The sequence below is a fragment of the Bradyrhizobium genosp. A genome (genome assembly GCF_049949275.1).
In the GTDB taxonomy this organism is placed as follows: Bacteria; Pseudomonadota; Alphaproteobacteria; order Rhizobiales; family Xanthobacteraceae; genus Bradyrhizobium.
In genome coordinates, this window is sequence record NZ_CP188196.1 from 2370981 (window position 1) to 2394543 (window position 23563).

23 protein-coding genes and 1 pseudogene are annotated in these 23563 nt (G+C 55.2%); 10 read left to right on the forward strand and 14 right to left on the reverse strand.

The features are described 5' to 3' along the window. Positions 1 to 107: 107 nt before the first annotated feature. The gene (locus ACP2YP_RS11140; protein ID WP_426424167.1) at positions 108 to 1031 is read right to left on the reverse strand and encodes a glycosyltransferase family 2 protein; all 924 of its coding nucleotides are present in this window, start codon (positions 1029 to 1031) and stop codon (positions 108 to 110) included. Positions 1032 to 1589: 558 nt separating this feature from the next. On the opposite strand from ACP2YP_RS11140, the gene ACP2YP_RS11145 reads away from it, so the two are divergent. After that, positions 1590 to 3062: a hypothetical protein gene (locus ACP2YP_RS11145; protein WP_426424168.1), complete on the forward strand. Its 1473-nt coding sequence runs from the start codon at positions 1590 to 1592 to the stop codon at positions 3060 to 3062. A gap of 82 nt (positions 3063 to 3144) precedes the next feature. Continuing rightward, the gene (locus ACP2YP_RS11150; protein WP_426424169.1) at positions 3145 to 3999 is read left to right on the forward strand and encodes an SPASM domain-containing protein; all 855 of its coding nucleotides are present in this window, start codon (positions 3145 to 3147) and stop codon (positions 3997 to 3999) included. A gap of 411 nt (positions 4000 to 4410) precedes the next feature. Here the strand turns inward: ACP2YP_RS11150 and ACP2YP_RS11155 are convergent, their stop codons facing one another. Continuing rightward, complete coding sequence (locus ACP2YP_RS11155) at positions 4411 to 4635, reverse strand: DUF6894 family protein (protein WP_426424170.1); 225 nt, start codon at positions 4633 to 4635, stop codon at positions 4411 to 4413. An 85-nt stretch (positions 4636 to 4720) separates the two neighbouring features. Between ACP2YP_RS11155 and ACP2YP_RS11160 the strand changes: the two genes are divergently transcribed. Beyond that, positions 4721 to 5170: a hypothetical protein gene (locus tag ACP2YP_RS11160; RefSeq protein WP_426424171.1), complete on the forward strand. Its 450-nt coding sequence runs from the start codon at positions 4721 to 4723 to the stop codon at positions 5168 to 5170. 252 nt (positions 5171 to 5422) lie between these two features. On the opposite strand, the gene ACP2YP_RS11165 is transcribed toward ACP2YP_RS11160, so the two are convergent. Together ACP2YP_RS11165 and ACP2YP_RS11170 are read right to left on the reverse strand one after the other, a co-directional pair. Then, the gene (locus ACP2YP_RS11165) at positions 5423 to 6403 is read right to left on the reverse strand and encodes a hypothetical protein (protein WP_426424172.1); all 981 of its coding nucleotides are present in this window, start codon (positions 6401 to 6403) and stop codon (positions 5423 to 5425) included. A 21-nt stretch (positions 6404 to 6424) separates the two neighbouring features. Further along, the gene (locus tag ACP2YP_RS11170) at positions 6425 to 6853 is read right to left on the reverse strand and encodes a hypothetical protein (RefSeq protein ID WP_426424173.1); all 429 of its coding nucleotides are present in this window, start codon (positions 6851 to 6853) and stop codon (positions 6425 to 6427) included. Between the two features lie 441 nt (positions 6854 to 7294). Here ACP2YP_RS11170 and ACP2YP_RS11175 point away from each other — a divergent pair, with 441 nt between their 5' ends. The 6 genes from ACP2YP_RS11175 (at position 7295) to ACP2YP_RS11200 (ending at position 12955) form a co-directional block, all read left to right on the forward strand. Further along, on the forward strand, positions 7295 to 7765 hold the full coding sequence (locus ACP2YP_RS11175; protein WP_426424174.1) for a hypothetical protein: 471 nt from the start codon (positions 7295 to 7297) through the stop codon (positions 7763 to 7765). A gap of 82 nt (positions 7766 to 7847) precedes the next feature. Next, a complete protein-coding gene (locus ACP2YP_RS11180; protein ID WP_426424175.1) occupies positions 7848 to 9707 on the forward strand; it encodes a phospholipase D-like domain-containing protein in 1860 nt (619 codons plus the stop codon). Between the two features lie 58 nt (positions 9708 to 9765). Continuing rightward, positions 9766 to 10734, forward strand: a complete 969-nt coding sequence (locus ACP2YP_RS11185; protein ID WP_426424176.1) for a S1/P1 nuclease — start codon at positions 9766 to 9768, stop codon at positions 10732 to 10734. A gap of 44 nt (positions 10735 to 10778) precedes the next feature. Next, positions 10779 to 11510 (forward strand): hypothetical protein, encoded by a 732-nt coding sequence (locus tag ACP2YP_RS11190; protein ID WP_426424177.1) that lies wholly within the window; start codon positions 10779 to 10781, stop codon positions 11508 to 11510. A gap of 45 nt (positions 11511 to 11555) precedes the next feature. After that, the gene (locus ACP2YP_RS11195) at positions 11556 to 11873 is read left to right on the forward strand and encodes a hypothetical protein (RefSeq protein WP_426424178.1); all 318 of its coding nucleotides are present in this window, start codon (positions 11556 to 11558) and stop codon (positions 11871 to 11873) included. 881 nt (positions 11874 to 12754) lie between these two features. Continuing rightward, complete coding sequence (locus ACP2YP_RS11200) at positions 12755 to 12955, forward strand: hypothetical protein (protein WP_426424179.1); 201 nt, start codon at positions 12755 to 12757, stop codon at positions 12953 to 12955. Here ACP2YP_RS11200 and ACP2YP_RS11205 read toward each other — a convergent pair. The 10 genes from ACP2YP_RS11205 to ACP2YP_RS11250 all read right to left on the reverse strand — a co-directional run bounded on the left by ACP2YP_RS11205 (position 12948) and on the right by ACP2YP_RS11250 (position 22906). Beyond that, complete coding sequence (locus tag ACP2YP_RS11205) at positions 12948 to 14567, reverse strand: hypothetical protein (RefSeq protein ID WP_426424180.1); 1620 nt, start codon at positions 14565 to 14567, stop codon at positions 12948 to 12950. The two genes, ACP2YP_RS11200 and ACP2YP_RS11205, sit on opposite strands and share 8 nt — an antisense overlap. After that, on the reverse strand, positions 14564 to 15394 hold the full coding sequence (locus ACP2YP_RS11210; protein ID WP_426424181.1) for a hypothetical protein: 831 nt from the start codon (positions 15392 to 15394) through the stop codon (positions 14564 to 14566). Before ACP2YP_RS11210 ends, ACP2YP_RS11205 begins: the two co-directional genes overlap by 4 nt. Beyond that, the gene (locus ACP2YP_RS11215; RefSeq protein WP_426424182.1) at positions 15391 to 15681 is read right to left on the reverse strand and encodes a hypothetical protein; all 291 of its coding nucleotides are present in this window, start codon (positions 15679 to 15681) and stop codon (positions 15391 to 15393) included. The genes ACP2YP_RS11210 and ACP2YP_RS11215 overlap by 4 nt, the downstream gene beginning before the upstream one ends. A gap of 4 nt (positions 15682 to 15685) precedes the next feature. Then, positions 15686 to 16132 (reverse strand): 50S ribosomal protein L17, encoded by a 447-nt coding sequence (gene rplQ, locus ACP2YP_RS11220; protein WP_426424183.1) that lies wholly within the window; start codon positions 16130 to 16132, stop codon positions 15686 to 15688. 483 nt (positions 16133 to 16615) lie between these two features. Next, positions 16616 to 16756: a hypothetical protein gene (locus ACP2YP_RS11225; protein ID WP_426424184.1), complete on the reverse strand. Its 141-nt coding sequence runs from the start codon at positions 16754 to 16756 to the stop codon at positions 16616 to 16618. A 382-nt stretch (positions 16757 to 17138) separates the two neighbouring features. Continuing rightward, positions 17139 to 18818: an iron-containing redox enzyme family protein gene (locus ACP2YP_RS11230; protein ID WP_426424185.1), complete on the reverse strand. Its 1680-nt coding sequence runs from the start codon at positions 18816 to 18818 to the stop codon at positions 17139 to 17141. Positions 18819 to 19235: 417 nt separating this feature from the next. Beyond that, complete coding sequence (locus ACP2YP_RS11235; RefSeq protein WP_426424186.1) at positions 19236 to 20003, reverse strand: hypothetical protein; 768 nt, start codon at positions 20001 to 20003, stop codon at positions 19236 to 19238. 13 nt (positions 20004 to 20016) lie between these two features. Continuing rightward, the gene (locus tag ACP2YP_RS11240) at positions 20017 to 21414 is read right to left on the reverse strand and encodes a sodium:solute symporter family transporter (protein WP_426424187.1); all 1398 of its coding nucleotides are present in this window, start codon (positions 21412 to 21414) and stop codon (positions 20017 to 20019) included. Positions 21415 to 21443: 29 nt separating this feature from the next. Continuing rightward, positions 21444 to 22142 (reverse strand): hypothetical protein, encoded by a 699-nt coding sequence (locus ACP2YP_RS11245; RefSeq protein WP_426424188.1) that lies wholly within the window; start codon positions 22140 to 22142, stop codon positions 21444 to 21446. A 476-nt stretch (positions 22143 to 22618) separates the two neighbouring features. After that, positions 22619 to 22906, reverse strand: coding sequence for a DNA -binding domain-containing protein (locus ACP2YP_RS11250; RefSeq protein WP_426424189.1), 288 nt, complete (start codon positions 22904 to 22906; stop codon positions 22619 to 22621). 465 nt (positions 22907 to 23371) lie between these two features. Between ACP2YP_RS11250 and ACP2YP_RS11255 the strand changes: the two are divergent. After that, a pseudogene (locus ACP2YP_RS11255) lies at positions 23372 to 23467 on the forward strand (hypothetical protein); the annotation flags it as partial. Positions 23468 to 23563: the final 96 nt, after the last annotated feature.

Here is a 23563-nt window from a genome sequence, read left to right on the forward strand (position 1 = left end):
CTTGCCTGGCGAGTGAGGCGACACCGTTCATTGCGAGCCAAATAGAATGCGATATTTGAGCCAATATGCTGCCGCCGCGACAATCGCCGCACGTCTGTCTGCTAAATTTACGGGGCAAGCGCGATACTACGGTCGCCGGTCAGACGATCGAGATCGCGTTCACGGATGAACTGCGTCGCGCGAGGCAAGTCTGATTGTGCCATATGAGCGAGGCACTCAAGCAATGTCGGCTTCGCTGCGAAGATTCGTTGACTCATCTCTTTCTCATCCAAATTGGGGTAGTATTTGTTAAACAGCGGTCGGCAGCTCTCGACCGTCCTCCGTATCATCTCCAGTTCCGATACAGATTGCTGAGATACCCTATGGGCGGCCACGTAGGTGCGGTACAAGTAGTACGGAGTGGAAAAGTAGGCGATTTTGTTGGCCACGCCCTTGCTTAGTCGGTGAGAAAGGAGCGAGGCACCGAAGCTCCAATCAGTCCATTTGATTATTCTCGGGTTGAAACCACCCAGTTCAACAGCGTCCTCGGTTCGAAAAACGATCGACGCCGGGACATGATGCTTCGCTGCCACGAGTTCCTCAGTTAGGGGATAGGCCGAACTCGTAAAGCCAGAACAATCTCCAATCATGAGCGTTGCACAATGAGTGAAGGCGAGCTCGGGGTCGGATTGCAATGCCGTCACCGCGCGATCCAAGTAAGAGCCCTCTTTTAGCATAGCCGCATTTCTCAGGCAGTCATCCGCATCGACAAACATCGCATAAGCATAGCGCGCGGCAAACAGCCCGGAGTTACGTGCCGCCGGTAGACCCTTGTTTTGGTCGTGATGAATTACGCGGATTGCTTTGTCGGTTCCGAAACGCTGGAGGGCACGCAGGGTCGTTGGATCGTTGCTGCCGTCGTTTATGATAATCACTTCATGCGGCAAGTGGAATGGTTGGTCGAGAATGGACGCGAGGCATTCGGCCAAATAGGAACCGGCGTTGTAACACGCGACCGCTATTGTAAAGCCGTCATGAGATAGCTCGGGCACAGCAGCTCCAAGATTGGTTGCGATGGGATCGACGAGTGAGCCCAACGTGAGGGAACGTTCGAGTTCTTATCCGATGTTCCGCTTCAATTGTCGGGCGGCCAATCGGCGTGCACAAGCTGCTGCTTTTGGTAGCTAGACAAGAGGGCCCAAAGACACTCCTCTTGCGCGCGATCTATCAATGCGCGAAGAGCCCGAGCATGAGGGCGGCCGGTTTGTGATGTTCGAGGATGCGACACGGAGCCAGATGAGCATCAACTCCGCACCGGGTGCTTGTTCGACCAGTTGCGGCTCCTCTTCGTAACTTCAGTCGAACTCGTTTCCTTCTAGCCAAGGGCTCGCGGATGAGAACGAGGTTGTTGAGGGCATGGCGAGTATCGAGAAGCACGACCAACGGCGTTCCGCCGTTCCATGGATTTCGGCAATCGTGGAGCCACTCCAACCACCTGCCGAAGCACTTCTTCGGCCTCGTATTCGTGAAAAAGCTCGTGGCACGGCGCGTTCTGAAACGCGAATGACGACGACAGATCTCATGTTGATCGATTCAACGGACCGTTGTTGATGTCGCGCCATCTTGTAATCGTGGGCTTTGGACCAGTCTCGGGCTACAAGTATTCGAGATGCATCCGTGCCGCGATGCAATCAGGCGCCATCGAGGGGTACTCAGTTGTCGATCTCGAATCTCAACGAGATACCGTCCAGCGTAGACTGGCCGGCTTGCCAGCGCAGCCAATCCATACCGTGTTCATCCCTGATCGGCTCCAGCTTGACGACCCCGAGGCGTCTTTGCTCTTTGTCGCTCCATTCCTTAAGAGCCGTGCGAAAGAGAGCAACGGTTCTCTGAAGGTTGTGATCGCAACTGAGCCTCAGGCGCACGAGAGCTATTTGCGTCACTGCATGTTGGAGGGTTACGACACGCTGACGACGAAGCCCTTATTGGTACCGATGCGGGACGGCGTGTTCGATGGCGGCTCGATCTGTCAACGCACCAAGGACCTACTCAAGTGGGCAGAAGGAACCAAGGGCCAACATAGCTTGATCGTGCTGGATCGCCACCACGAGATATATGAAAAGCGAATTCGTTCCCAACTCGCGGTGATGATGGAGAAGTTGAACGTTCCGATCACTTCCATCAACTTGAAAACTGCTTCCGGCGTTTGGAATCTTCCTTATGAATACGCACTCAGAGAGGATCATCCGTACAAATATGGCTACGGCATGCTCATGCATGGCGCCTATCACTACGTTGATCTCGTAACCCGGCTTCTACAAATGAACCGTCGGATATACTCGGACGATGAATTCTGTCTGCGTATCACGGGCTTTGCCGCCTTTCCAAAGGATCAAGAGAAGCGGTTACCTCCCGGCATAATGAACAGGCTCGACAACTACTTCGAACACATGGCGAGCTTTGATTCGAGATTGCCTTATGGTGAGACGGACATCGTGGCATCATTTGCGCTCTGCTTTCGGCGCAGCGAGGCTGCGCTTTGCCTGGGAACCCTTGCTCTGGAGCAGACCACGCCGGGTATGCGATCATGGGGAACCTTCCCGGAGGTACCCTACAACATCAATGGTCGGCTTCACTGCACGGATATCGATGTCCGCTTAGGAACTCTTTTCGCCATGAACGGGCATGTGGCGAAAACGCCTATTTCGTCTCGGAAGGACCAATCAGACCTAAGGGGAAAAAACATTGGGATCGTGACGTCACGGTCCAACGCGCTGGTGACCGGGACCCAAGAATTCATGACCGAAGAACGCATTACGCGCCCTTATGGAAACTCCTTCTCGTATGCGGCTGAATCCACGCTGTTTCGCGATTGGATCGATGGCAGAAAGACCTACAGCAACCTAGAATCCCACTTGCCAACGGCCGCAGTGACTGCCGCGTTGGCGCGCATGATCCATAGCAACGGGGAAACAATTGAAATCGATTTCGATTTCGCCGAACCCGACTGGCCGCCAATAACGCACCTATCTAACGCAGTCATCCACGATGATCGAGCGATGCAGTTCGCTGCGTATCGGTAAGCGATCGGACGGGCACAAGAGCGCAAGCGCGCTTTGCCCCTAAACTGCCAAGCTTTCGATTGCGCGGCTTCAAAAGAGAATCATGAAAATGGACACGTCATTCTCGACAAGTTCGTATATTCCAAGTGGCAGGGCTTTGGAGATAACGACAGCAACGAACTGCACCATCGGGTGCTCTTATTGTCCGCAGCACAAGTTCGCCGAGCGCCAAAGAACCGTCTCTGACGTGAGCCATCTCGGACTTGATGAGTTCAAGCAATGTCTGTCGCGTGTACCAAAAGACGTCGACGTACACTTTTCCGGCTATTCCGAGCCGTGGCTCAATCGGGAATGCACCGAAATGGTCGAGCACGCTTACGCGAATGGCCATCGCATTCGGATTTACACGACACTCATTGGAATGAACGCGCGTGACCTGCTACGCTTACAAGCACTGCGTTTTAGAGCGTTTGTTGTCCATGTTTTCGATAGTGGAGAATATATGAATAGCCGCTTTGTCCGGAAGCGGTATCTCGAGTTGGTCCGTCAGCTGGTTGACGCCGACATTCCCTCGATTCAGTTCCTGGTCGTAGGCCAGGTCCACCCCGATCTCGCCGCTATAATCCCCGCCGAGGCGCTTGTTCGCATGCGATCATTGATTAGCAGGGCTGGAAGCGTGGATCCTAAGATCGCTAAGCCACGGCTGCCGATCCCAGGGGCTCTGGCATGTACTGAGAAACGACACTATCGCAATGTCCTTCTGCCGAACGGCGATGTGACACTCTGCTGTATGGATTTCGAGAGACGCCATGTTCTAGGGAATCTTCTGCGCGACGAATACGAAGATCTCTTCGAAGGGCCAAGCTTTCGCCAGATCGTCAATCGCATGAACGGAGCGAGTGGCTTTCTGCTTTGTAGGATGTGTGAACAGGCCACACCAAAATTGCACGATCCCTAAGCCTCGGGAAGGACCCCGCCCCATACAAGGCCTGTATCTCGTGTTCAATTCCTTTTCTGTGCTGAATGCCAATGGATCGGATGCATCAAGCCTTAATGGGCTCGGAGCGCCTAAAGGGCACGTATCAACCGATGTCACCGACCCAATGGACCAATTCGTCGTTGAAGGCGACAAAATAATCCATTGCTCGCTATTCGCAGCGTCAGCTGCCGATGAACGACATCGACGAGCTGGAGTAAGACCCTCGCGCTCCTCGCAGCAATACCCGCCGGGCCGTTGCTGCATGGATGGTCGATTTTGCTAAACGGCGTTCTATAGTTCCAATAGCAGCCTCCAGCAAGAAGTGTTGATGAGGTCCTAGCAGCCGCCAGATGTGGGCGTAGGTTCAAGGAGGAACGAACTGCTTGCGCCTTAGCTTTGCAGCTTGCGATGAACAGGATGGCGCGCAATCACCCGGCCGTCCTCATCCATGACCAATACCTCGGCGTCGCGATAGTCCCAATCATCCATGCTGATCTCGCTCGCGATCTGTGCACCGTAGTCATCCGCTTCCAGCGGCCCGGCGAATTCAGCGCCCTCGTCATCCACCGAGACGCGTTCGCGAAAATGGACGTGAAAAAAATATAGCCTGGGCATCGTTCGCCTCCCGCACGGGCAAGGCATTCTGGATAAGCAATACCCCGTGGGATGACCAGCCCCACATTATCGCCTGTCACAATGAGTGGGGGCGCAGATCAGCCGGCCTGATGTACTCTGGGTCGCGGTGAAGGCGCTCGGCGGCGAGCTGATCGAGGAATGCCGGCCTGAATTGTTCCCGCTGATCGAAAACATGCAGATCGCCGATCAGATCGTGCCGCGCCGGCTTCCGCTGCCAGCTGCCAACTTCCATTGCTACATTTGCAGCCTGCCGGGACTGTTCACCAAGGATTACGGCTCCATTCCAAACCTGCGGTACCTGACGGCCCCGAAGAACCGAGCCGGCAAGTTAGCGCCTTTGCTTGGCGCGGCCGGAGATCGCTTGAAAATAGGTATCGTCTGGTCCGGCAGTGTTACGTTCGGCAAGAACCATCGACGGGCCCAGAGGCTTCTCAGTTTCTTTCAGGCCTGCGCTTTGCCCGGAGTTCAGCTCTACAACCTCCAGAAGGGCCTCCCTGCGGACCGGGCTCTGTGAGCGCGCTCATCGCGCCCGCAGGTCGCGGGCATTCGGTTAACGATCCCATCGCGCAGGTCTGATGTGCTCCTCGCCGGAGCATTCGGGAAAGGGGCTCGCCTCGCGGCGATCGCTATCACTAGCCTCGCCCCAGGTGCCGCTGTTAAGCCGGTTTCGTCGCTGCATCCGTCTCGCGTGTCCCCTTCGGGGTCGCTATGCTCACGCTCCCGGGTGCCATTTCTCCCAAGGCGAATTTGGAGGCAATCCGGCGGGTCAGTATTTTGCGGTCAAACCAAGCTTGATTTGGCTTGTCTTATTGCCGCTGCCCTCGGCATTGCCAAGCCCGTACGTTGCGGAGAGGCCGAAATGGGAAGGCTGTTTGTTCGTGCCTGGAATGGTGTAGTTCAGAGCGAGCGACGACCACGTGTAGCCCCGATGCGATAAGGTGTCCCAAGATTCGTGAGTGGTCACCTGCAGCGACATGTTTCCAATAAATTCTGCTCCCTTCGGCAGCGAATTCTTATCGATACTAAAGAGAAAGACGAGCTGAGGACCGATCCTTGCAGCGTCATCCCGGCTAGAGAAAATGGCGGCCCCATTTGGACCTGTCTCGTAACGGTCGTACTGCACCATGATCTCGGGGGAAAATGTGTACCAGAGAGCGGACGAACCGATTTCCACCGGAAGACCGATGTTGCCGTAGCGGAAGTTGTCGGAGTGATAGGTAGGAAACCATTCCGCCACGACAGTGTCTGATCGGGTGCCTGTGCTGGAGACGATCTCGCCGCCACGCACGCGTAGGTCATGTATCAACAGCCCCGAAGGGTCCGTGAAGAAAACCTCGCCAAAGGCACCCGGAGTGACACTATCGCCATTGATGGCCTGCGTCCTTGTGGGATCGAACTGGTATGTGTCGTTACCCTGGACATACGCGCCCATCGAATAGCCAAAATCACCGTCGCCATAGTAGCGGTAGACGAAGGCGGCGAGACCGTCGATTCCGGACGAGTATTGACCCGTCTGCTGGTTAAAGGTCGCGGAGACCGCTGCGCCTCTCGATGAGACAAGGCTGTGAACGCAGGTTTCTGGCCCCAGGTCGCTGAAGCCTGCCCGTAAAGAAAAATCAAACCCGCCCTTGCCTGGTCCGCATCCGATGGCGTCGGCAGCTATCCCCTTGTCGTCCGCCCTTGCGTGGTTCGATATCAGACAGAGGGCGGACGCCGCAGCTAAGCATGCGAAAAATGTGCCCCGCATTGTCCTGCTCCCAATCTAAGTTTAATGGCTCACCGCCGCGCTCATTCTTGCGAAAACAAACTGAATAAAATTACTCAGCTTTTGACCATGCATTGCATCCTCCAACTCTTGACCATTCAGGACGAACCTCCGCACGTCGATACCCCATGAGTCATCCTTGCGAATGGTTGTCCGCAGATAGCTCACCATCGCATCCATTTCACGGGTGGTATCGAGCGGTGTCGGGAGAGGTTGCTCGAGTCGAATCTTGCTGGCGTCGGCCTGCGCTCTAAAAAAATCGATCATCCAACTTTGCAGTTTGTCGTGGAGACTGACATGGCGCAGCGTCGCCAAGAGTTGCGGCGATGTCGATAGCGAGGCGAGACGCTGTGTTGGCGTCGCTCGTCCCGGTCTCCTCTTGGCGATGGGACCTTGTTTCTCCGGCTGCTTCCATGGCAAACGCCGTTTCACAGCTCTCTTTCGTGTGGGATTCGGGCGTCCGGGCTTCTTCCCCAAGTGCCGCTCCTGAAGTTAGTCCCAATACAAACGAACCAAACGCCTGACGTTCAGATGACGCATCGACCGCCAAGTGTTAGTAATTTCCAGAAACAATTGGTGGATGCATGATTTCAGGACAGCAATCTAAAGGCAAAAACGTGACGCCGTCAATTCTGGGTAGAAGTGATCCAGGCGGATGCGCATTGCCGCTTCGCGGATCCCGCGCGTCGGTCGGCTTCCTGGCGTTGACGGCAAGACAAAGGTGAGTGGGGCGCAATATCCGGTCCGGCAGAAGGCCCCAAAGCGCCGAATTCCTTGATAGTGCCCAATATGGGGTTGCGCGGGTTCTGCAATCCACGCTAAGGTTATGTCTACTTTAGGTATTGAAAATCCAATTTTACAAGGACCAGAACTTTGCGCGTCGGTCAGGTTCTCGTGATGCGCCATGCTGAAAAACCAGACGACGCCGGCGATCCGAACCTCTCGCCGGCCGGCTTTCAGCGCGCTGAAAATCTCGTTCCCTACGTCCAGGAAAAGTTTGGAAAGCCATCATTCCTCTTCGCTGCGGCAACGTCCGCAAAGAGCCGCCGGCCTCTACAAACGATCCAGCCCTTGTCGAATGCCCTCAGCGTTGCGGTTGACGCATCAATAGGTGACAAGGACTATGAACAACTCGCCGTAAAGCTACTCAACGGGCAACAATACGAGGGCTGCCTGACCGTGGTCTGCTGGCATCACGAGAAAATCCGCGAGCTTGCTCACGCCCTCAGGGCCCAGCACGGCGACTATCCCGATCCGTGGCAGGATGACGTTTTCAATCTGATCCTCAGATTTGATTTTGCTGATGGGATACCGAAGGTCAAGGAGATCACGGAGCCGTTCTAAGACAGCGACGAGCTTCGACTTCCCGCGATCGAGCATTTTCTAGTGTTGAATTGTCGAAGCCATATTGGGGAGCCAATCTTGCATGATCAAAGTTAACGCCTACGCGAACTGCGATCACAGCTTTGTTGTCTGGACAGCCGATCAGCCAATCGAGGATTGCCTTGGATTTGCGCTCTACCGGTTGCCAGCAGGACAGACGTCGCCCGAGATTGCCGAGACGTTCGTTGGACCGTCCACCCAAACGAAGGTGCCGGCCGGTACGAAACGGCCCAGCACTGAGTGGCCCATTCAAAAATTCACGTGGTCCGACTATCTCGTCGGCAGCCAAACCGAAGTGAAGTACCAGGTCGTTGCCATGTGCGGCCCGGGCTTCTCGTCGATGAAGCCGGGCCAAAAAAGCGATTGGAGCAATTCTGTTTCGCTCACAACACCCGCTGGCACAGCCATTCAGCCCTACTTTAATCGCGGTGTCGTATCGACCCAATGGGTGGCCAGACAGCTTGAAACCACCAAAAAGTCGCTCAAGCAGCTTGTCGATCCGGCTGACGGCCAGACCAATAAAGTGCGTGATTTTCTGGGCGGCGTACTCAAACAGGCCCTGCTCGACCTTCTCGACATGCAGTGCAAGGCGGGTGCGCACATCTATGCGTCCCTCTTTGAGCTGAATGATCCGGAAGTACTGCCAGCCATCGAAAGATTTGGGCAGCGCGCGCATATCATACTGTCCGACGGCACGCACAAGGTGCCGGCCGCAAAGGGGAAAGGGGCTCAGAAAAAGAAAGCGAAGGTCGCGAAAAAGCGAGGGTCCGCGGCAACTTTCGATGAAAATGCGGACGCCCGAGCCACGCTGAGAGCGGCGCATTGCGAGGTCCACGATCGGATGGTGACAGGTGAGCATTTTTCGCATCACAAGTTCATCGTTTTCACCAATTCGTTAGATACGACCAAGCCGGCGGCGGTATGGACCGGAAGCACGAACCTGACTTATGGCGGCGTCTGCACCCAGGCCAACAACGGCATCCTCATCAAGGATGAGACGATCGCGACGCGGTTCTTTCAGCAATGGAAGAAGCTGGTAAGTATGGGTGATGACTACGATGAAACGCTCGCGGAATTCGACCAGAAGCCGAAGACCAGCGTTGTTGCAGGGGCGAAAGTCACCGCCTGGTTCGCTCCCAATCCGATGATCGGCGCTAAGCCGGCGAAGGGCAAGGGCAACAAATACGGTGATCATCCCGACCTCAAATATGCACGACAGCTGATCAAGAATGCGCAAGAAGGGGTTCTCTTCCTCGTCTTCAACCCCGGCTATGAGGGGACGCTTCTCAATGATGTCCTCGATCTGCTAAATAATCCTACCAAAAACAAGAAGCTCTACATTCATGGTGTGGCCAATCAGGACCCAACCGGCGGGCGCGATAAGGCGCCGTTGATTTTTGTCCACCGCAACAAGGTCGAACGCAGCAAGACGGATGCTGAAGTCGATATCGTTCTACCTGCTGCTGTAAGGGCGCCTAGCGCAGCGACAGCCAAGGACAAGAAAGCGGCCGCGGCGCTGCAGGATTGGGTGAAGTTGGTTAGCGACTACTGGCAGGAAGAGCCGAGTGGCCTCGGCATGGTGCGGGTCCACAGCAAGGTCATTGTGGTCGACCCATTGGGAAAGCATCCCGCAATTATAACGGGCTCGCACAACCTTGGCCCCAAAGCCAGTGCGGTCAATGACGACAACCTCGTCATTATCGAGAATGATACGGCCGCCGCTACGGCGTATGCCGTCAACATCACCACCGTGTACGATCAGTATCGATGGCGCTTCCAACAGGTACTCGCGGCCGAGAAGCATCAACCGCTCAATCAGTTCAACGGCCTCACCGCGCCGTGGACGTACCAGGGCTCGTATTTCAAGGACGATAAAGCCAAAGAGCTGAAGTTTTGGACGTGAAGCACGTTCAGCCTTTTGAACGTGCTTGTGGAAATGACTCCAGAACGGGACATCGAATATGAGATCATCTCTTGCCACATTGCTTGCGCTCCCGATGCTTGTCCTTACGCCCAACTCAGCTTTCGCTTGGGGTGATGATGGGCACAAGGCAGTGGCCTTGATCGCCCAGCAATGCCTTACACCGAGCGCAAGGAAAGCGGTCGACGCGCTCCTAGCGGCGGACACTGATTCCCTGACCCCGCACGATATTGCGAATGCCGCAACATGGGTTGACAAATATCGGGACGAAAACAATCGCCGGGACCACTATCAAGAAACCCAGAACTGGCATTTTACCGACATTGAAATCGATCATCCCGACCTGACTAGCGCCTGTTTTGGACGTCAGTCGCTTCCGGCCGGGACGCTGGCCTCCAATGGCTCACCGCAAGCTTGCGCTGTTGACAAGATCGAGCAATTTTCCGCAGAACTCGCAGACCGCTCCACGGACGCAGAGGAGCGTGTCATGGCTCTCAAGTTTGTGCTGCATTTTGTCGGCGATCTGCATCAACCATTGCACTCGTCCGACCACGGAGACTACGGAGGTAATAAGGTTCAAGTGACTGTCGACGGCTTCAAGCACACCAAGAGAGACGAGCTTCATGGCTTCTGGGACGTGCAATTTGTGGACGGCATCGCAAAGCCGCCAACGGCGCTCGCCAAACAGTTGTTGTCTGAGATCACGCCGACGGAAGCGGCGACATGGGCCCAGGGCAAGCCTGATGATTGGGCCATGGAAGCCTTCATGATCAGCAAAGACGATGCCTACGGCAACCCGCCGCTCTCAAAAGATAGTCCGCAACATATCAGCTCGGCTTACGTCGGGAAGGCCGAGCAGGATATAGCGTTGCAGCTGAAGCGAGCTGGCATTCGTCTTGCCTTTGTTTTGAACCAGAAGCTCGGATCCGAAGCCCTGGACTGGAATAGCTGCCTGAAATCAGTGCCGGCCGCCGTGTCAGGCTCCCGATCCAAGCGATCCAGCCGCTAGCTCTGTCGTCGATCGTCAGTCTGAATGTTGTGGGCGGGCAGGGAATGTTGGATCAACCTCCAGCGCCAAGAGAGGAAAGCTCAGGGCCAGGGAACGTTCAGCCCGGGCCGACCTTCATTGCGGACGACACGAAGCGATGCCCCGTATGCGGCGAAGCGATCTGGGTAAACGCAAGAAAATGTACGCATTGTGATACAGACTTCACCTGGCGCGCTTACCTGTCGTTCGGCAACACGACGCTGGCACTGATCACCGCTCTCATCGCGGTGCTCGCCGCCTCGGTGCCAGCCATTCGCCTGTTTCTGACACCAGAAAATTCTCAACTGTCCGGTGTGTTCGCCGGGATCAGCACAAGCGGTGAAACCGTCAGCATGCTTTTCAGCAACGGAGGCCGGCGAACCGGTGCGATAAATAGAATCAACATCGTGTTTCTCTACGAGCGCAAGGAATTATCTATCTATCCGACCACCAGAGATGACGCCGCAATATTCATTGCGCCAGGGCAAACAGTGGGCGCCGAGTTCTTCTTTGCCAACGCACGGACCTACTGGACACCACCAATGGCCAAAAACGATTTGCCCTCACTCGGAGGAGATGTTGAGCGTCCCCTTTACCGAGAAGCAGAGTGCAAGGTGTGGATACGCGGGGTCAACGCCGACGGATCTGTGGTTCATGAAAACACCCCGTTTACGTGCCAAGATAACGCTTTTCAACTCTTTCGCAAATTACTCGCCGACGAAATGCAACAGCGGACGCCGCAGCGAAAGAGCGATTAGCGCGATCAGCGCGGTGGTCGCGACGCATGCGCGGCTGCAGTAGCGGTGTGTGGCCTTCTTGCAGGTCTCTTCTCTGGCTGGCCGTCGTCCCAAACGTTTGCCACTGAACAACTCACCATCCCCGTCACAGGGTACAATATCACGCTCGACCCCAGCCAGGATGGTAAGTTTCTTGGCTGGGTTGAATTGCTGAACGGAAAAAGCGATGCGGGATACGTCTACCTTGAAGATCCACAGTTGCCGCCACATCTGAGCGCAGAAAAGACATACATCGTCATGTCACTCAAACCGGCGCTTCTTGATACCCTGCTCTCGATTTTGCGCAATGAGAAGCAGATCAGGATTGCCTTTTTTGGACTGTGAATGCGCGGGCGGTACGCCGTGCGCAATGATCTTAACTGGCACATCCATCTTCGTGGAGCAGAGCGGAAGGTGTGTTCGCTGTCGCTCCCGAGGAGGCGAAATGGATCCAATCCATTACTAGTCAGCGACACTAACGAGGTGGATCACAACAAATGCCGTCTGGTGCTTGCGACACTCCTGCTGAACTGAGATCGCTTGGATGCGAGCTCCCCAACTTTGCACGTGCCAGAAAGGGACTGGCGAGATAACGGTTGTTGCAATCGGGATTCATCGACCGAAGGCGATGGCGCAAGCAGCAGTGCAACGTCCTATCCAAGCCAGCTCAACGCTGCACTGACGAATCGCTTTCCGGGAGCCAAAATTAGGGTCGTCAACGCCGGCGAGGCATCTCACACGCGCCCCCAACGCGAATAAGAGTAAGTCAACGCAATTTAGGAACTATTTTAGGTTGAGATGCGTCGGGCAATAAGGGTTTGACGATATGCACAACATATCCACAGCCTGTAGTTGATTGCGGAAGAGGAAGGCCGCGATCTCGCGCTGAGAGCAATCCCATAGAACGCGCACTTAGAGGGATTGGGACATCAGTCAGGCAGTCAGGGGTAGGCAGGTTCGGGCTATCGTGACCTCTTGCCGTAGCTGTCGCGAACAACGCCCCGTGGCCTCTAGGCCGTCAAGGCAAGTCCCCATCCGGGGAAAGCGGCGGCCAGCAGAGCTCACGTCTCCAGGCGAGATTCTTCGCCATCTGGATTGGTGTGATCGGAACAATCCACAGAAGGAAAGTCAAAATTAACCATTCGCCGCTAGATAGGAGCAGATTTCTCTTCATCCGAATCGGCTTCTGTGGTCATCATGAGCCACCTGAACGACCGGAGGGAGCATTGGACGTGAAAACCAAGTCAAAAGCCACTCGCAGTTCAGAAGCGCCAGGCAAAAGCGCGGCCGCTTCGACCGCCGTTGACGAGCCTAAGCGGCCCATGCAGCCCAAGCGCCGGCCGCAAATAGACTCGACCCTCTATTTCATCGAACGGGACGGCGACGAAATCCCGCTTAGCCACTTCGATAAGTTCGATATCACATAGATGAAACCGGTCGGGCGCCGGCTTCCAGTTCCGCGATTTGACGTGAACGATTTTCCGAAGCGATTTGGTTGTCGCCGGAATTTTTCGACAGTCTGAGATTCAGCGCTTCGAGTTCTCGCATTTCTTGCGCCAAATCTTCGAAGCGCGCGGCTTTCAGCAGAAGTTTTGCTTTAATATCGTGGGCGTAGAATAGGCCGTGAATATCTGTCCCCCCGATCTTCAAGATCTTCGAAATCGCGTCGCTTGCGTAGCCTAAGCCCTTGTCGAAGTCATTTGTCTCACGTCGCCATTCACGCTTGGCGCGAAGAATTAGCGAGTTGGCGGCGCCGCTTTCGCTGTGTCCGCGTTGATGATCGAATTGGGCAGCATCAAGAAGGCGCGTAACCTCTTCGTCGTCAAAATCGCTCTGCGAGAGGAGGCATGACACGTAAAAATTGCGCAGGTTTCCGCGGCCCGTCGGGTCCCCCATCTTCTCGAAAATGGGCTCAACCGAGCGGAGTTGATCTATTATTGATTGGCTATCGCTATCATTGCGCTCGCTGAGGATTTTGGCTCTTTTGAAAACCGCATTGGCGTATTCATATAGATATTCGTGCTCTTTATAGTAAGAGATGCACGAGTTGATGGCCTCGTCAGCTTTGTCGAATTCAAAGATGAGGCGGAACATATCAGCTGAAATTTCCTGGACCTTGATTTCGCCCGCCTCGTTGCCGGGATCATGCGCGACAATGATGTCACGAGCCTTCTTCAACAACTGCTCGCAGGCTTGGTAGTCGTCCTTGAGAAGATTTGCGCGTGCTTGATAGCGGACCGCGAGCGCCTGCCAATCGAAACGATTTGCGGTCTGTGCTGTCTTCTCTAGCTGAGCCGCAACTCTTAGACATTCATCGATGTCGCGTTTCTTGATAAGCGCCTTCAGCAGCTCTTCACTCAGGTGCAAATGAAAGGGCTCCGGCGATAGCTTTTCCAGGACCGCAGAAATGGCGGTTATGCGGTCAGAGAGCCCGGGGCGCCATGGGTCCGTCGTAGAGCGAATGGCCTGATGGACCGCCAAGTCCCTCTCGGAACCAAAAAGGTCATCCTTTCTGAAGTCGTCCAGACCTCGCACAAGCCTCCGTAAAGATGGAAGTATGGTGGAGTGACGGGCGGCGAGCGTATATACATTTACATACTGCGACAAAGCCCAGGACGGTCGCAGAAAGTATTCGAGATAGATTATTTCAATCTGATATTTGCTTCTCGCATCATGATCTTCAGTCTCAGCTCGCTTAGCAAAAGATGAGAGGACGAAACGGAAGTCCTCTGACTGGACGGACGCATCGAGCTTGCGCGCAAAGAAATTGCGCAGAACCTTTCGAATAGGCTCAGGGATGTAAAGCTCCTCGTCGCGATCGTAGCTCTGAAAAAATGACTCTATAGAGCTACTCTCGATATTGTGACGCTTGCAAAGCTGGCTGTATGTATCGCGAAAGAAGAAGCGCGGAAAGCCTAAGACCGAAAGAGGTACAATGTCATCCGGTGCATATTTGCTTAGAAGCTCGACCAGATTCTTGTCTAGCCTCTCTTCGTACTCCTTTGATTTCAATTTGTCGAAGAGGTTGCCGTTGCTCATGTCGGAGGAACCTCATGAAGCGGCAGCCGCGCCGCGTGTCGGCGGGGAAGTAGTATTTTCAGTGCGTTGGTCATCACAAAAGGCTTGGCGGAAAAGTTGTCGAATGCATTTGCAACAGCGTTCACGACATGGTCGTTGATGCTCTGGCCATGCTCGCGCAGCCATTCATATACTTCTTCCGGATTGACGATCGGGCCTAAGCTGTACTCCCGCGAGAGCGTGACAACGGCGAGTTCAAGATTCTCTTTTTTGAATTCCTGGCAAAAGAAGACGATCTTGATCGTGGGAATGAGCTTGGCGAGTTTTAAAAGGCACTTATAGGTCCACTCCCTAACAGGAAGGTCACATTTCTCGTAATTGTCGATAACCAAAACAAAGCTTGGCACCGCAACGCATGCGACGAGGTCTTGAACAAATGCGTCGAAAAGATCGACGTGATAGGCCGCGTGGTCGTTCTCCGAGGCGACTTTGCTCGTGGCGTCGAGCCGAATATCTTGGGAGTTGATGATGTTCACGTTCTGAATAAGGCTCTGAGAGACGGGCGCCGGAGGACGGCATGCGCGCATATTGTTGCGGCGCTCGGGCGCAACGCTCAGGTCGGTCAGTATGGCCTTCAAGATCTCCGGCGGTTTCAGCACGCTGTTGAGCTGCACGAACGAAGCGGGGCGCCTACCGGCTGCGATGTTTCGATATAGCCACTCGCACAGGGTCGACTTGCCATAGTCAGCCGGTGCGGTGATGACGCATAGCTTCACGGCGTCGTCGTCGAGGAATTCCCACAACCGCTCGCGGCCCTGTTTGTGATTGATGAGGGACGAAGGAGTCATTGTGTGGAAGAATTAATGTCGATGTTCTTGCTGGCGCGATCGATCTTGACATCTTCGACGCTCGAACCCCTTCCTCTGGCGGAGACTTTGATGTCGGTACCGGCTGCATCGATCTTGCGTACGCTCGCAAGATCAGATGCAGAATGCGTTTCAACGGTCGCGCCGCTTGGACCGATACCAATCTTCTTAAGTGTCTTCCTCAGTACAACGACAGCAACGATGGCAAAAATTACAAGTATTGCGATGAGGATTGTTGAATCCGATAGTTTGGCTATAAGCGCTTCCATGATGTCAGCCCCCTATGTCGTCAGGATCATCTTCCTTGGTTCCGTAACGATATTTGCCCGGACCTTCGTAGACTGAGGCGCCTTTTGCGCGCTCATCCCGCTCGACCAGTTCGATCACGGCCATCGGCGCGTTGTCGCCGTACCGAAACCCAGCACGTACGATGCGCAGATAGCCCCCGGGACGCTTGGCGTAGCGAGGTCCGATATCCTCAAAAAGCTTCCTAAGCACGTCCAATCGCCGCAAAATTGCGGCGGCTTGTCGCTTGTTATGCAAGGTATTGTCCTTGGCCTTCGTAATCAGCTTTTCGACGTAAGGACGTAGCTCCTTGGCTTTTGGCACCGTTGTAGTGATCTGCTCGTGAAGAAGTAGGTCGGTGGCCATGTTCCGAAAAAGTGCACGCCGATGGGCCGCGGTGCGGCCTAATTTTCGATGTCCTTTTCCGTGTCTCATAAAGGCGACCAGTGCCGTCTGCGGCAGAGCAATGAATTCTCTAATGGAATCTGATAAATTTGATGAAGCAGGGCGAATTCAATGTCAAGTAGCAGCGGGCTTCACAGTCGTCTTAGATCGTTGAATTTGTAAGATATAATGTCAGTAACTCGGATTGGGCCGCCGGTGCGTCGCGTATGCCCGCGAGTAGAGCGTGACCCGCGGGACGGCGGGGCCGCCTAGGCCGGATACTACCTCAGAAGCGGACCTTCCTCGGTGAGCAGTCGGCGGCCGTGATGGCCAATTCCGGACGACGTGAGTTGGGCAAATCGACCAAGAAATCGCTTGTTCGCGCATAGAGAAAATCATCTGGGTCGGAAGGCTTGCCGGCAAGAAGCGACCCCATTGACTGGCCGCATCACCGCCTTTTCAGCTGCTCGGCGACGGATCGAGCGATCCTTCTTAGTGCTTCGAAGGCGCCTGCAGAAGGTGGCCCTTCTGCAATTAGTCTAGTGCATCGCGCGCGGTCTCGAACTGAACTACGGCTGCTTGCGCTGTCCGAGCGTCGCGCTTGCGCTCGGCAACAGCCATCGCAATGGTGTCTTTGTGAACATCCAAACCAATATACAAATCGCATGCAGTCATGAGATATCTCCCGCCTGAGGATTGCCCCGCCCACGCCGGACTGAGCTGTCTTCACTCTAGATCAGGCTAGCGTTAGGCTGGAATGACCGCGAACATAGGGTCTACGCGACCCGCTTCGCGCATCTTGCGTCAAGCGTCTGAAGGAGTTTAGCAAGCAGCAAGCGCCTCCGCCCGATCAGGTGACAGATTTCGACGACATGGAAATGCTATCTGCCGCGTCGGTGCATCGGAAGTGAGGCAGTTGGTGGCAGGTTTCGAAGGACATACCGGATCAGGATGGCGATGAATAGACCGTCAAAGACCGGCGCGTCCGCTGCGCGGCCTCGTTTTTTCGTTGGTGACGATCCATTCCCGAAGGTCAGCCTTATCACTTGCCGCTTGCTTACTCCGCGCTCACCGGCGCGCCCACCTCGAATTGAGTCCACGGTCCAGACATATCCAACCATCTGTACATGCGAAAACCTGTCCAGATGCGATGCCAGACGCCTTGGGGATGATCTGGCCAGCGTTCCGACAACCGGCTCTTCTCCACAAATCGAATGATCGCGTCCTGGGCGAAGCGGGTGTGGCCGGAAGAGAGGTTATCCGCTGAGATGTGCACGTGGTAGAAGCCCGGATTAAGCCCGTGCCGCTTTAATGTATTTGCCAAGTGCTGGAAGCCGCCGGCAAGGCCGACCAATTCGCTTGCCAAGGTCCAACCTAAAAGCTCGGGAAAAAATTCAGGAGCGAAACGACTAAAGCAAAGACTGATATTAGCCAATTCGTAGGCGGAAGCGGGAAGCTCATGATTGTTTAATGACCGCAGATCGTCGAGTTTCGCGAAGTCAGGCCACACTGACCTCAGTAGGTCGCCATAAATCCGCGCGTGATTGGTGACGAACTCGCCATATCCCATCTCCTCATGATAAATCTTGAATAGGAAATCCGTCAAACCTCCTTCGAGGGGAAAGTACTTGGGAATCCCTTCCAGCCACGCACCATCGATAAGTGCTACTGGACTAAACAAGGTGAGGTACTTTTTTAGTGTTTCCAATGACAACTGTTCAGCGTTCCTGAGCCGCTCTTCCCAAGCTTGATGCTGCGTGGTGTAAATATCGTCAATCCGCAGTGCGAAGGCGGACGAGGTGTATCGAAAGTAAGAATATTGGCTCTCTTGGAGAGCCGGCACTTCTGTCCTGGAAAGGGCAAGCTTCTCTTCTAACATCGACTTGGCATCAAGGCCCGCAGAGTAGTCGCGGCCATCGAGAAGGCGGAAATACAGTTCCTTCTTGGTTCGCGCCGGCTTCGCTGCAGAACCTGGCCGATTGAAGCTGGCCCGCAAAAGCAGATTTTCGAGGAGTTGTTCGAGCTCGGCACAAGTATGAAGGCTTGAACTCAACGAGCCTGTGTCGGATTGATCGGGCTCCTGGAGCCACGCAGTGATCTGCGCAAGCTCGTTATCGTTAAAGACACTGTCCATCGCCTTGCCGGGTGCGGTCAGCTGGGTAAAGAAAAGACTCTGGGATGGGTTTTGCAAATCGAACCATTGAGAACTGCGCAATCTGGCGAGCAGCCTCTCCGAATCCATTCGTTCCCGCGCAAATTCTTCGGCTAAATTCAGACCTCCGATGGTCACATGTCGATGATGGATAATCGCGTAGGCGGCTTTCTTCTCGAGCAGCTCCATCACCGCGTATTTCGCGGGCCGTGGGTATTCGCGAGCGTCGCACAGGCACGCGCACAGTAGATTTAGAAGCTGCCGGATAAGATCGTCGTAGGGCGGGTAGAGCCTTGCGTCAGCTCTGATCGATGGATTTTCGAGACCATCAGGTGAGGCGAACAGGCGCTCCCGATGCGCCAGGTAGTTCACGAAGATCCTGTACAGAAGTCGCGGCACGCGCGCGCCTGCTGGGGAAATCGCTCGGAAAAGCAGCCCAAGGACCATTCCAATCGAGGCGCCGGGAAACGAGCTGTCGCAGTCGAGGATCGGACAGTCCACGGCCTCAATATTCATGTCGATGTGAGCACAGTGTCGTCGAAATTCGGCCTGCACGTGCCCGAACGGTCCATGATCGACAAACATACGGTAATGCGAATAGAACTCTTTCCGAAGATAGCACCGTGGCCTGAACGTCTCGCAAAGCAGTACATGCTCATAGAAGCGTAGTGGCGCGGTCGCTCTCACGATATCAGTCTCGTGGAGTTTCCCGGCATCGCGAAGCCGCCGAAGCCGGCCACTTAAGAGGGGCGCATCGCACGTGGCACTGTCTGAAGAGCGGAGGATCTCGACGAGATTTCGGCACATCGCGGATGGTTCCCCCAAAGTGAACGTGTCGGGCGAACTCAGCATTACGCGATGATAGTTTAGTCTCAGGACTAGATCATTCTTCCTCGTTTGCATGAGCCGAGCCGTCTCGTTAAGTCCCATCGTCCGAGGCAAGGACAAGCAGGTACTTCATCGTTGCCGGGGCTAGTGTGGCCCAGTCATGACAAGGAAAGCTCAAGTTTGCTCAATTACGTGTGAGGCGTCGATACCGCCGGATTTCGCGTCACGAATGGCTTCCATAACACAGATGGCCAGTCCGCCAGCCAATAGCTGAAACGAGACGACACCCGCCTGCAAGAACTCGAGGAGCACCGTGCCAGCATCCCCGAGGTCCTGACGTAAGAAGTGTACCAAGGCCTCGATGAAGACCATCGAGATCAAAACCGGGAAATCTACGACCAAGAGTATCTCGCCGTAGAACTCCTTTTCGCGCTTCAATTTACCCTTCACGTAGATCAAGAGATCGAGCGAGGACCACAGAAAGACAAACACAAGCAGATGGCTCTCCTTGACCGTCTCGTATAAGAAAAAGAGGAAATTGGATTGGCTGGCCAAGGTATGATTCTTATCTGGTATGGCTCTGGTCAGCGAGAAAAGTTCGATGAAATATCCGCCGGCTATCGCGATCGATACCGCCACGGCTGTCCAGTAAATCAAATAGAACCACGTTCCCGCCCTTGTTGCGGATCGTGGAAAAATCTCCTTACGATTTTCCATCACAGGCGGTAGCAGGAAAAACCAACTATAAATTGTTGTCGATACAATGGCCCATAACAATATAAGTACCGGGATAGTACCGTTCTTTATTTCGAATTGTCCCTCAGGAAACAAACTGTGGGTATGGCTCCAGACAAGACAGTAGACGATAAGCAGCACTATGCCTGATGCGAGCCAAAACCAGGCCTTTCCACGCAGAATGGTTACGAAGAGCCGATTGTGCATCGTACGTTCCAATTCATTTAGAAGCGAAATCTTCGTCACTGCGAGAAGTCGGTACAAGCATGCCGACCCCAAGCAAAAGCAGTGAAATCAGTGCGGGGAGAAACGTATACTCAAGAGGAACCTCCGCCCGGAAGAAGCCGAACAGCACGAGAAATGAGATCAAGCCTCCCCACAAGCTGAGAACGACGGCCGCTTTTCGCAAAACGACAAACATGGTGATGAAAACGACGGGAGCGATGGACGTGAGCAAGACCAACATTCCTTGGTAGAGGGCTTGGGCGTTCTGCGTCAGATATGCCAGAACTAATGCCACCAGGGTCACCACCGGAAGCATGAGCCGCGTCTTTCGCGCTAGCTCCGCATGGAAAGCCGCATGTGGACTGGACTTCGAGGCATATCTCGCCTCCGAAGGGAGTTTTGAGCTAAGCAAGCTTGTAGAAAGGACCCAAATCTCGGTATCGGCGGTGGCCATTACCGAACCGACGATCAATAGTCCCATCAGCGGTGACAGGGCGCCGGGGATGACCTGCCTAATCGCCTCAATCAACGCGGACGATCCGGCGGCAATTTCTGGAACGACGGCCTTTGTCGATACGCCAATGAGAGCGATCAGTCCGCCGAACACAAGAAAGCAGACGGCGCCAATCACCAATGATCGCGATGCCGTGGACCGATCTTTTGATGCGAAGACGGTTTGCCAAACGTCACCCGCGCAAATGACGGCAAACATGCCCAAGGCAAAGAATGTCGAGCGATCCAGATTGCCAAGCGGCGCGAACGAATTTGACGGCGGTATGTGGCGCGAATACACGAATAGAAAGCCGACCACGATGATCAGCACGAGCGACATGAAGACGGCACGTAATATGTCCGTACTCAGAACTGCGACGTAGCCGGCTGCAAGCAGGTACGCCACTATAATCGCAGCCATGACAAGCGCAGCAACGGTGGCAGGAACTCCGGTTATACTATCTATCAGTTGAGCTCCCACGATGAATTGGATCGAGAGAAGCGAACCAAGCGAGAGGACGAAGACGCCGGTTAGTGCCGTGCTTGCCGAAGGGCCAAAGAGGTCCCCGAATAGTCCGGAGAAAGTTGTGACGCCTCGCTCACTGGCGATCCTTCGCAGACGTTCCGAGAAAAGCGCGAGAAAAAGAAAGCCAGCGGCAATACCACCAAGGAAAAAATAGACCTCCAACCCGTTATCGTAGCCCATCTGGCAAATCGTGATGAGCTCGCCGCCGCCAATGAGGCTCAAATAGCCGCTTGCGGCGCGGATGGTGCCGGCGCGGCGGCCGAACACGTTGAACATATCGTCGGAAGAAGCGAGACGCTTTCCGCGCCAACCGACAAAGAACGTGGCCGCAAGATAAAAGACCACCACAACAATAGTCACTACGGAGACGTTCATCGCAGCGCCTTTAAAATGTAAAAGTTATGTCAATGATGCTGCTGGATCAAATCTCTGATTTCCTGATCTGAGAGAAGCCGCGACCGCTGGCGTATCTCCAGAAGGCCAGGAAGGTCACAGTTGTTCTGCAGCTCGATAAAACGATAAAGGACTACGTCAGGAAATTTTGCATCCTTCGGCAACGCGTAGTTCGTCGTTGCGATTGCGGTGACTGGGCCGGCATCGCTCAACCATGTAATCTGGAAGCATCCGCTAACCCGCTCGTCGCCAAGGGAGGTCCAGGTCTCAACGATTGGCGCCGTTCCGCTCAGCGTTGGAATGTCTATCGCCCCTTCAATCTCGAAATAGCTGTCGAGCCGTAGGCCGCCGTCGCGCTCCTGCACCTCCTTGCAGTCGGCGCTGTATGTCAGCTCGCCGCGCGCGCCGAAATTCAGCTTGCGGATGTAACTGTAGGACCCGGAGGCAAATGGATTCTCTGCACAAGGCCCTTCTTCGCATACTGAAGGATAGCCCGTCACCATTACGCTATTGAGTATCCGTGAGTGAAGCCGTGCAGGAAATCGAGTTAGCTGGTAATTTCCATTGACGCGTCCGGATCTTGCGTCAAGAGAGCCGTTTCCGACTACTTCAAGATCGGCCCTGTTTATCCTGCCCGAGAGGCGGGCGGTGTAGCGTGTTGCCCTCGCTTTGTCGTGCAGCGTTCTCCTGGCACTCGAATTCGTCGTCATTGCCCCTCCCCAAGGTTGCATCCCCGAGTACGATACAATCTACCTGTTCCCAAGTCTATATCCTTGCCCCACCATGCCGAGGGATGTTTACTCGAGGGAGTACGCTGATGGGCGGTCCGGCGTAGCAGTCAGCGAGCGGACGGTGCGCGGTGCGCGAAATGGCGCGTCCGCTACGCGGACCAGGCTCTATTCCACCCGCGTTCGCGGGTGTCACCGAGCCATGCTGTCTCGGCCTTCGGTGACGGTCCCGTCGCGCAGGAATTATGCGCTCCTCGCCGGGGCCACGCAGGAAAGGGGCTCGCTTCGCGACCGCTATCACTCCCCCGTTCCCGAGTGCCACTAAAAGACCGGTCTCGTCGCTACACTCGTCTCGCGTGTCCCCCGCTTTCGCGAAGGGGGCTCTATGCTCACGCTTCCCGGGTGCCATGTCAGCGGGGCGATGCGCTTCGCGCACGCCGGTTCAGAACCGCTGTTGCTCAGTTCGATGCTGGCCAGCCGTGCCTTAGCAGCAGCTTGTAACCAAAGTCGGTCATCCATCGGGCGCGGGCGAGATGGCTTTGATAAGCCTGCCGGGCGCGGGCTGGCTCACGCTCGGGATCGATATGCAACACGATCTGCGTCACCTCCCGCCAGTCGGCGCCTTCGGTGTCCGCATCCAGCATGCGCAAATAGGTGACGGCGTGCACATGGTCGTAAGGGGTGAGGGCAGCCGGATCTGACGGTGCCGTATCCGCATTATCGGGATCGAGGGGAATCTTGCGCATTCATGGTCCAGGGGCTGATGGGTTTCCCGCATTCTGTCGCGCTGAGGCGGTGACGCATAGTGCCCTTATACGTACCGCGTGGTGCGCGATGCGCATCACGCTCGCCGCGGCCGTGGAAAATATTGCTCCTATCGTGCGCTGCGCGCGCCTTTTCTTCTCGTAGGCGTGTCTTGCCGCTGCTGCGGCAGCCGCTTAGGGCTCCGCCCTCGGCGCGCTTCGAAGTGGCCTTCCGCCCAGCTTCGGTCGCGAAAGCTCCCTGCAGCCGGGTCCCCGCGAAGGCACTCGCTCCGCTTGCACACCCGCTGCTCGCCGCGAGGCAGGGGTTTATGCGCGGCGTTTGCCGTGCAGAAACCCTGCAAAAGGAGGAAACCCATGAGCAATAGGACCAAGAAAACCGCTGATGCCCGCAACATCGTAATGGTGCCGGTCGGCAAACTGAAGAAGTCGCCGAAGAATGTACGCAAGATGCCGCATTCGAAAGCGGAGATCGAGGCGTTCGCCGCCAGCATCACCGCACTCGGCATGCTGCAATATCCGATTGTCGAACCCGAAACCGGCGCGAAGGGCGAGCCGACGGGCAATTATCTCGTAAATGCAGGTGAGGGACGCCGGCTTGCGCAGTTGCTGCGGGTTAAGCGCAAGGAGATCAAAAAAGGA

Bases quoted from the DNA above. Each gene is read 5' to 3' on its own strand.
- ACP2YP_RS11145 (WP_426424168.1), top strand. From the start codon at position 1,590: ATGTCGCGCCATCTTGTAATCGTGGGCTTTGGACCAGTCTCGGGCTAC.
- ACP2YP_RS11150 (WP_426424169.1), top strand. From the start codon at position 3,145: ATGAAAATGGACACGTCATTCTCGACAAGTTCGTATATTCCAAGTGGC.
- ACP2YP_RS11155 (WP_426424170.1), bottom strand. From the start codon at position 4,635: ATGCCCAGGCTATATTTTTTTCACGTCCATTTTCGCGAACGCGTCTCG.
- ACP2YP_RS11165 (WP_426424172.1), bottom strand. From the start codon at position 6,403: ATGCGGGGCACATTTTTCGCATGCTTAGCTGCGGCGTCCGCCCTCTGT.
- ACP2YP_RS11180 (WP_426424175.1), top strand. From the start codon at position 7,848: ATGATCAAAGTTAACGCCTACGCGAACTGCGATCACAGCTTTGTTGTC.
- ACP2YP_RS11185 (WP_426424176.1), top strand. From the start codon at position 9,766: ATGAGATCATCTCTTGCCACATTGCTTGCGCTCCCGATGCTTGTCCTT.
- ACP2YP_RS11190 (WP_426424177.1), top strand. From the start codon at position 10,779: ATGTTGGATCAACCTCCAGCGCCAAGAGAGGAAAGCTCAGGGCCAGGG.
- ACP2YP_RS11205 (WP_426424180.1), bottom strand. From the start codon at position 14,567: ATGAGCAACGGCAACCTCTTCGACAAATTGAAATCAAAGGAGTACGAA.
- ACP2YP_RS11210 (WP_426424181.1), bottom strand. From the start codon at position 15,394: ATGACTCCTTCGTCCCTCATCAATCACAAACAGGGCCGCGAGCGGTTG.
- ACP2YP_RS11215 (WP_426424182.1), bottom strand. From the start codon at position 15,681: ATGGAAGCGCTTATAGCCAAACTATCGGATTCAACAATCCTCATCGCA.
- rplQ (WP_426424183.1), bottom strand. From the start codon at position 16,132: ATGAGACACGGAAAAGGACATCGAAAATTAGGCCGCACCGCGGCCCAT.
- ACP2YP_RS11225 (WP_426424184.1), bottom strand. From the start codon at position 16,756: ATGACTGCATGCGATTTGTATATTGGTTTGGATGTTCACAAAGACACC.
- ACP2YP_RS11230 (WP_426424185.1), bottom strand. From the start codon at position 18,818: ATGTTTGTCGATCATGGACCGTTCGGGCACGTGCAGGCCGAATTTCGA.
- ACP2YP_RS11235 (WP_426424186.1), bottom strand. From the start codon at position 20,003: ATGCACAATCGGCTCTTCGTAACCATTCTGCGTGGAAAGGCCTGGTTT.
- ACP2YP_RS11240 (WP_426424187.1), bottom strand. From the start codon at position 21,414: ATGAACGTCTCCGTAGTGACTATTGTTGTGGTGGTCTTTTATCTTGCG.
- ACP2YP_RS11245 (WP_426424188.1), bottom strand. From the start codon at position 22,142: ATGACGACGAATTCGAGTGCCAGGAGAACGCTGCACGACAAAGCGAGG.
- ACP2YP_RS11250 (WP_426424189.1), bottom strand. From the start codon at position 22,906: ATGCGCAAGATTCCCCTCGATCCCGATAATGCGGATACGGCACCGTCA.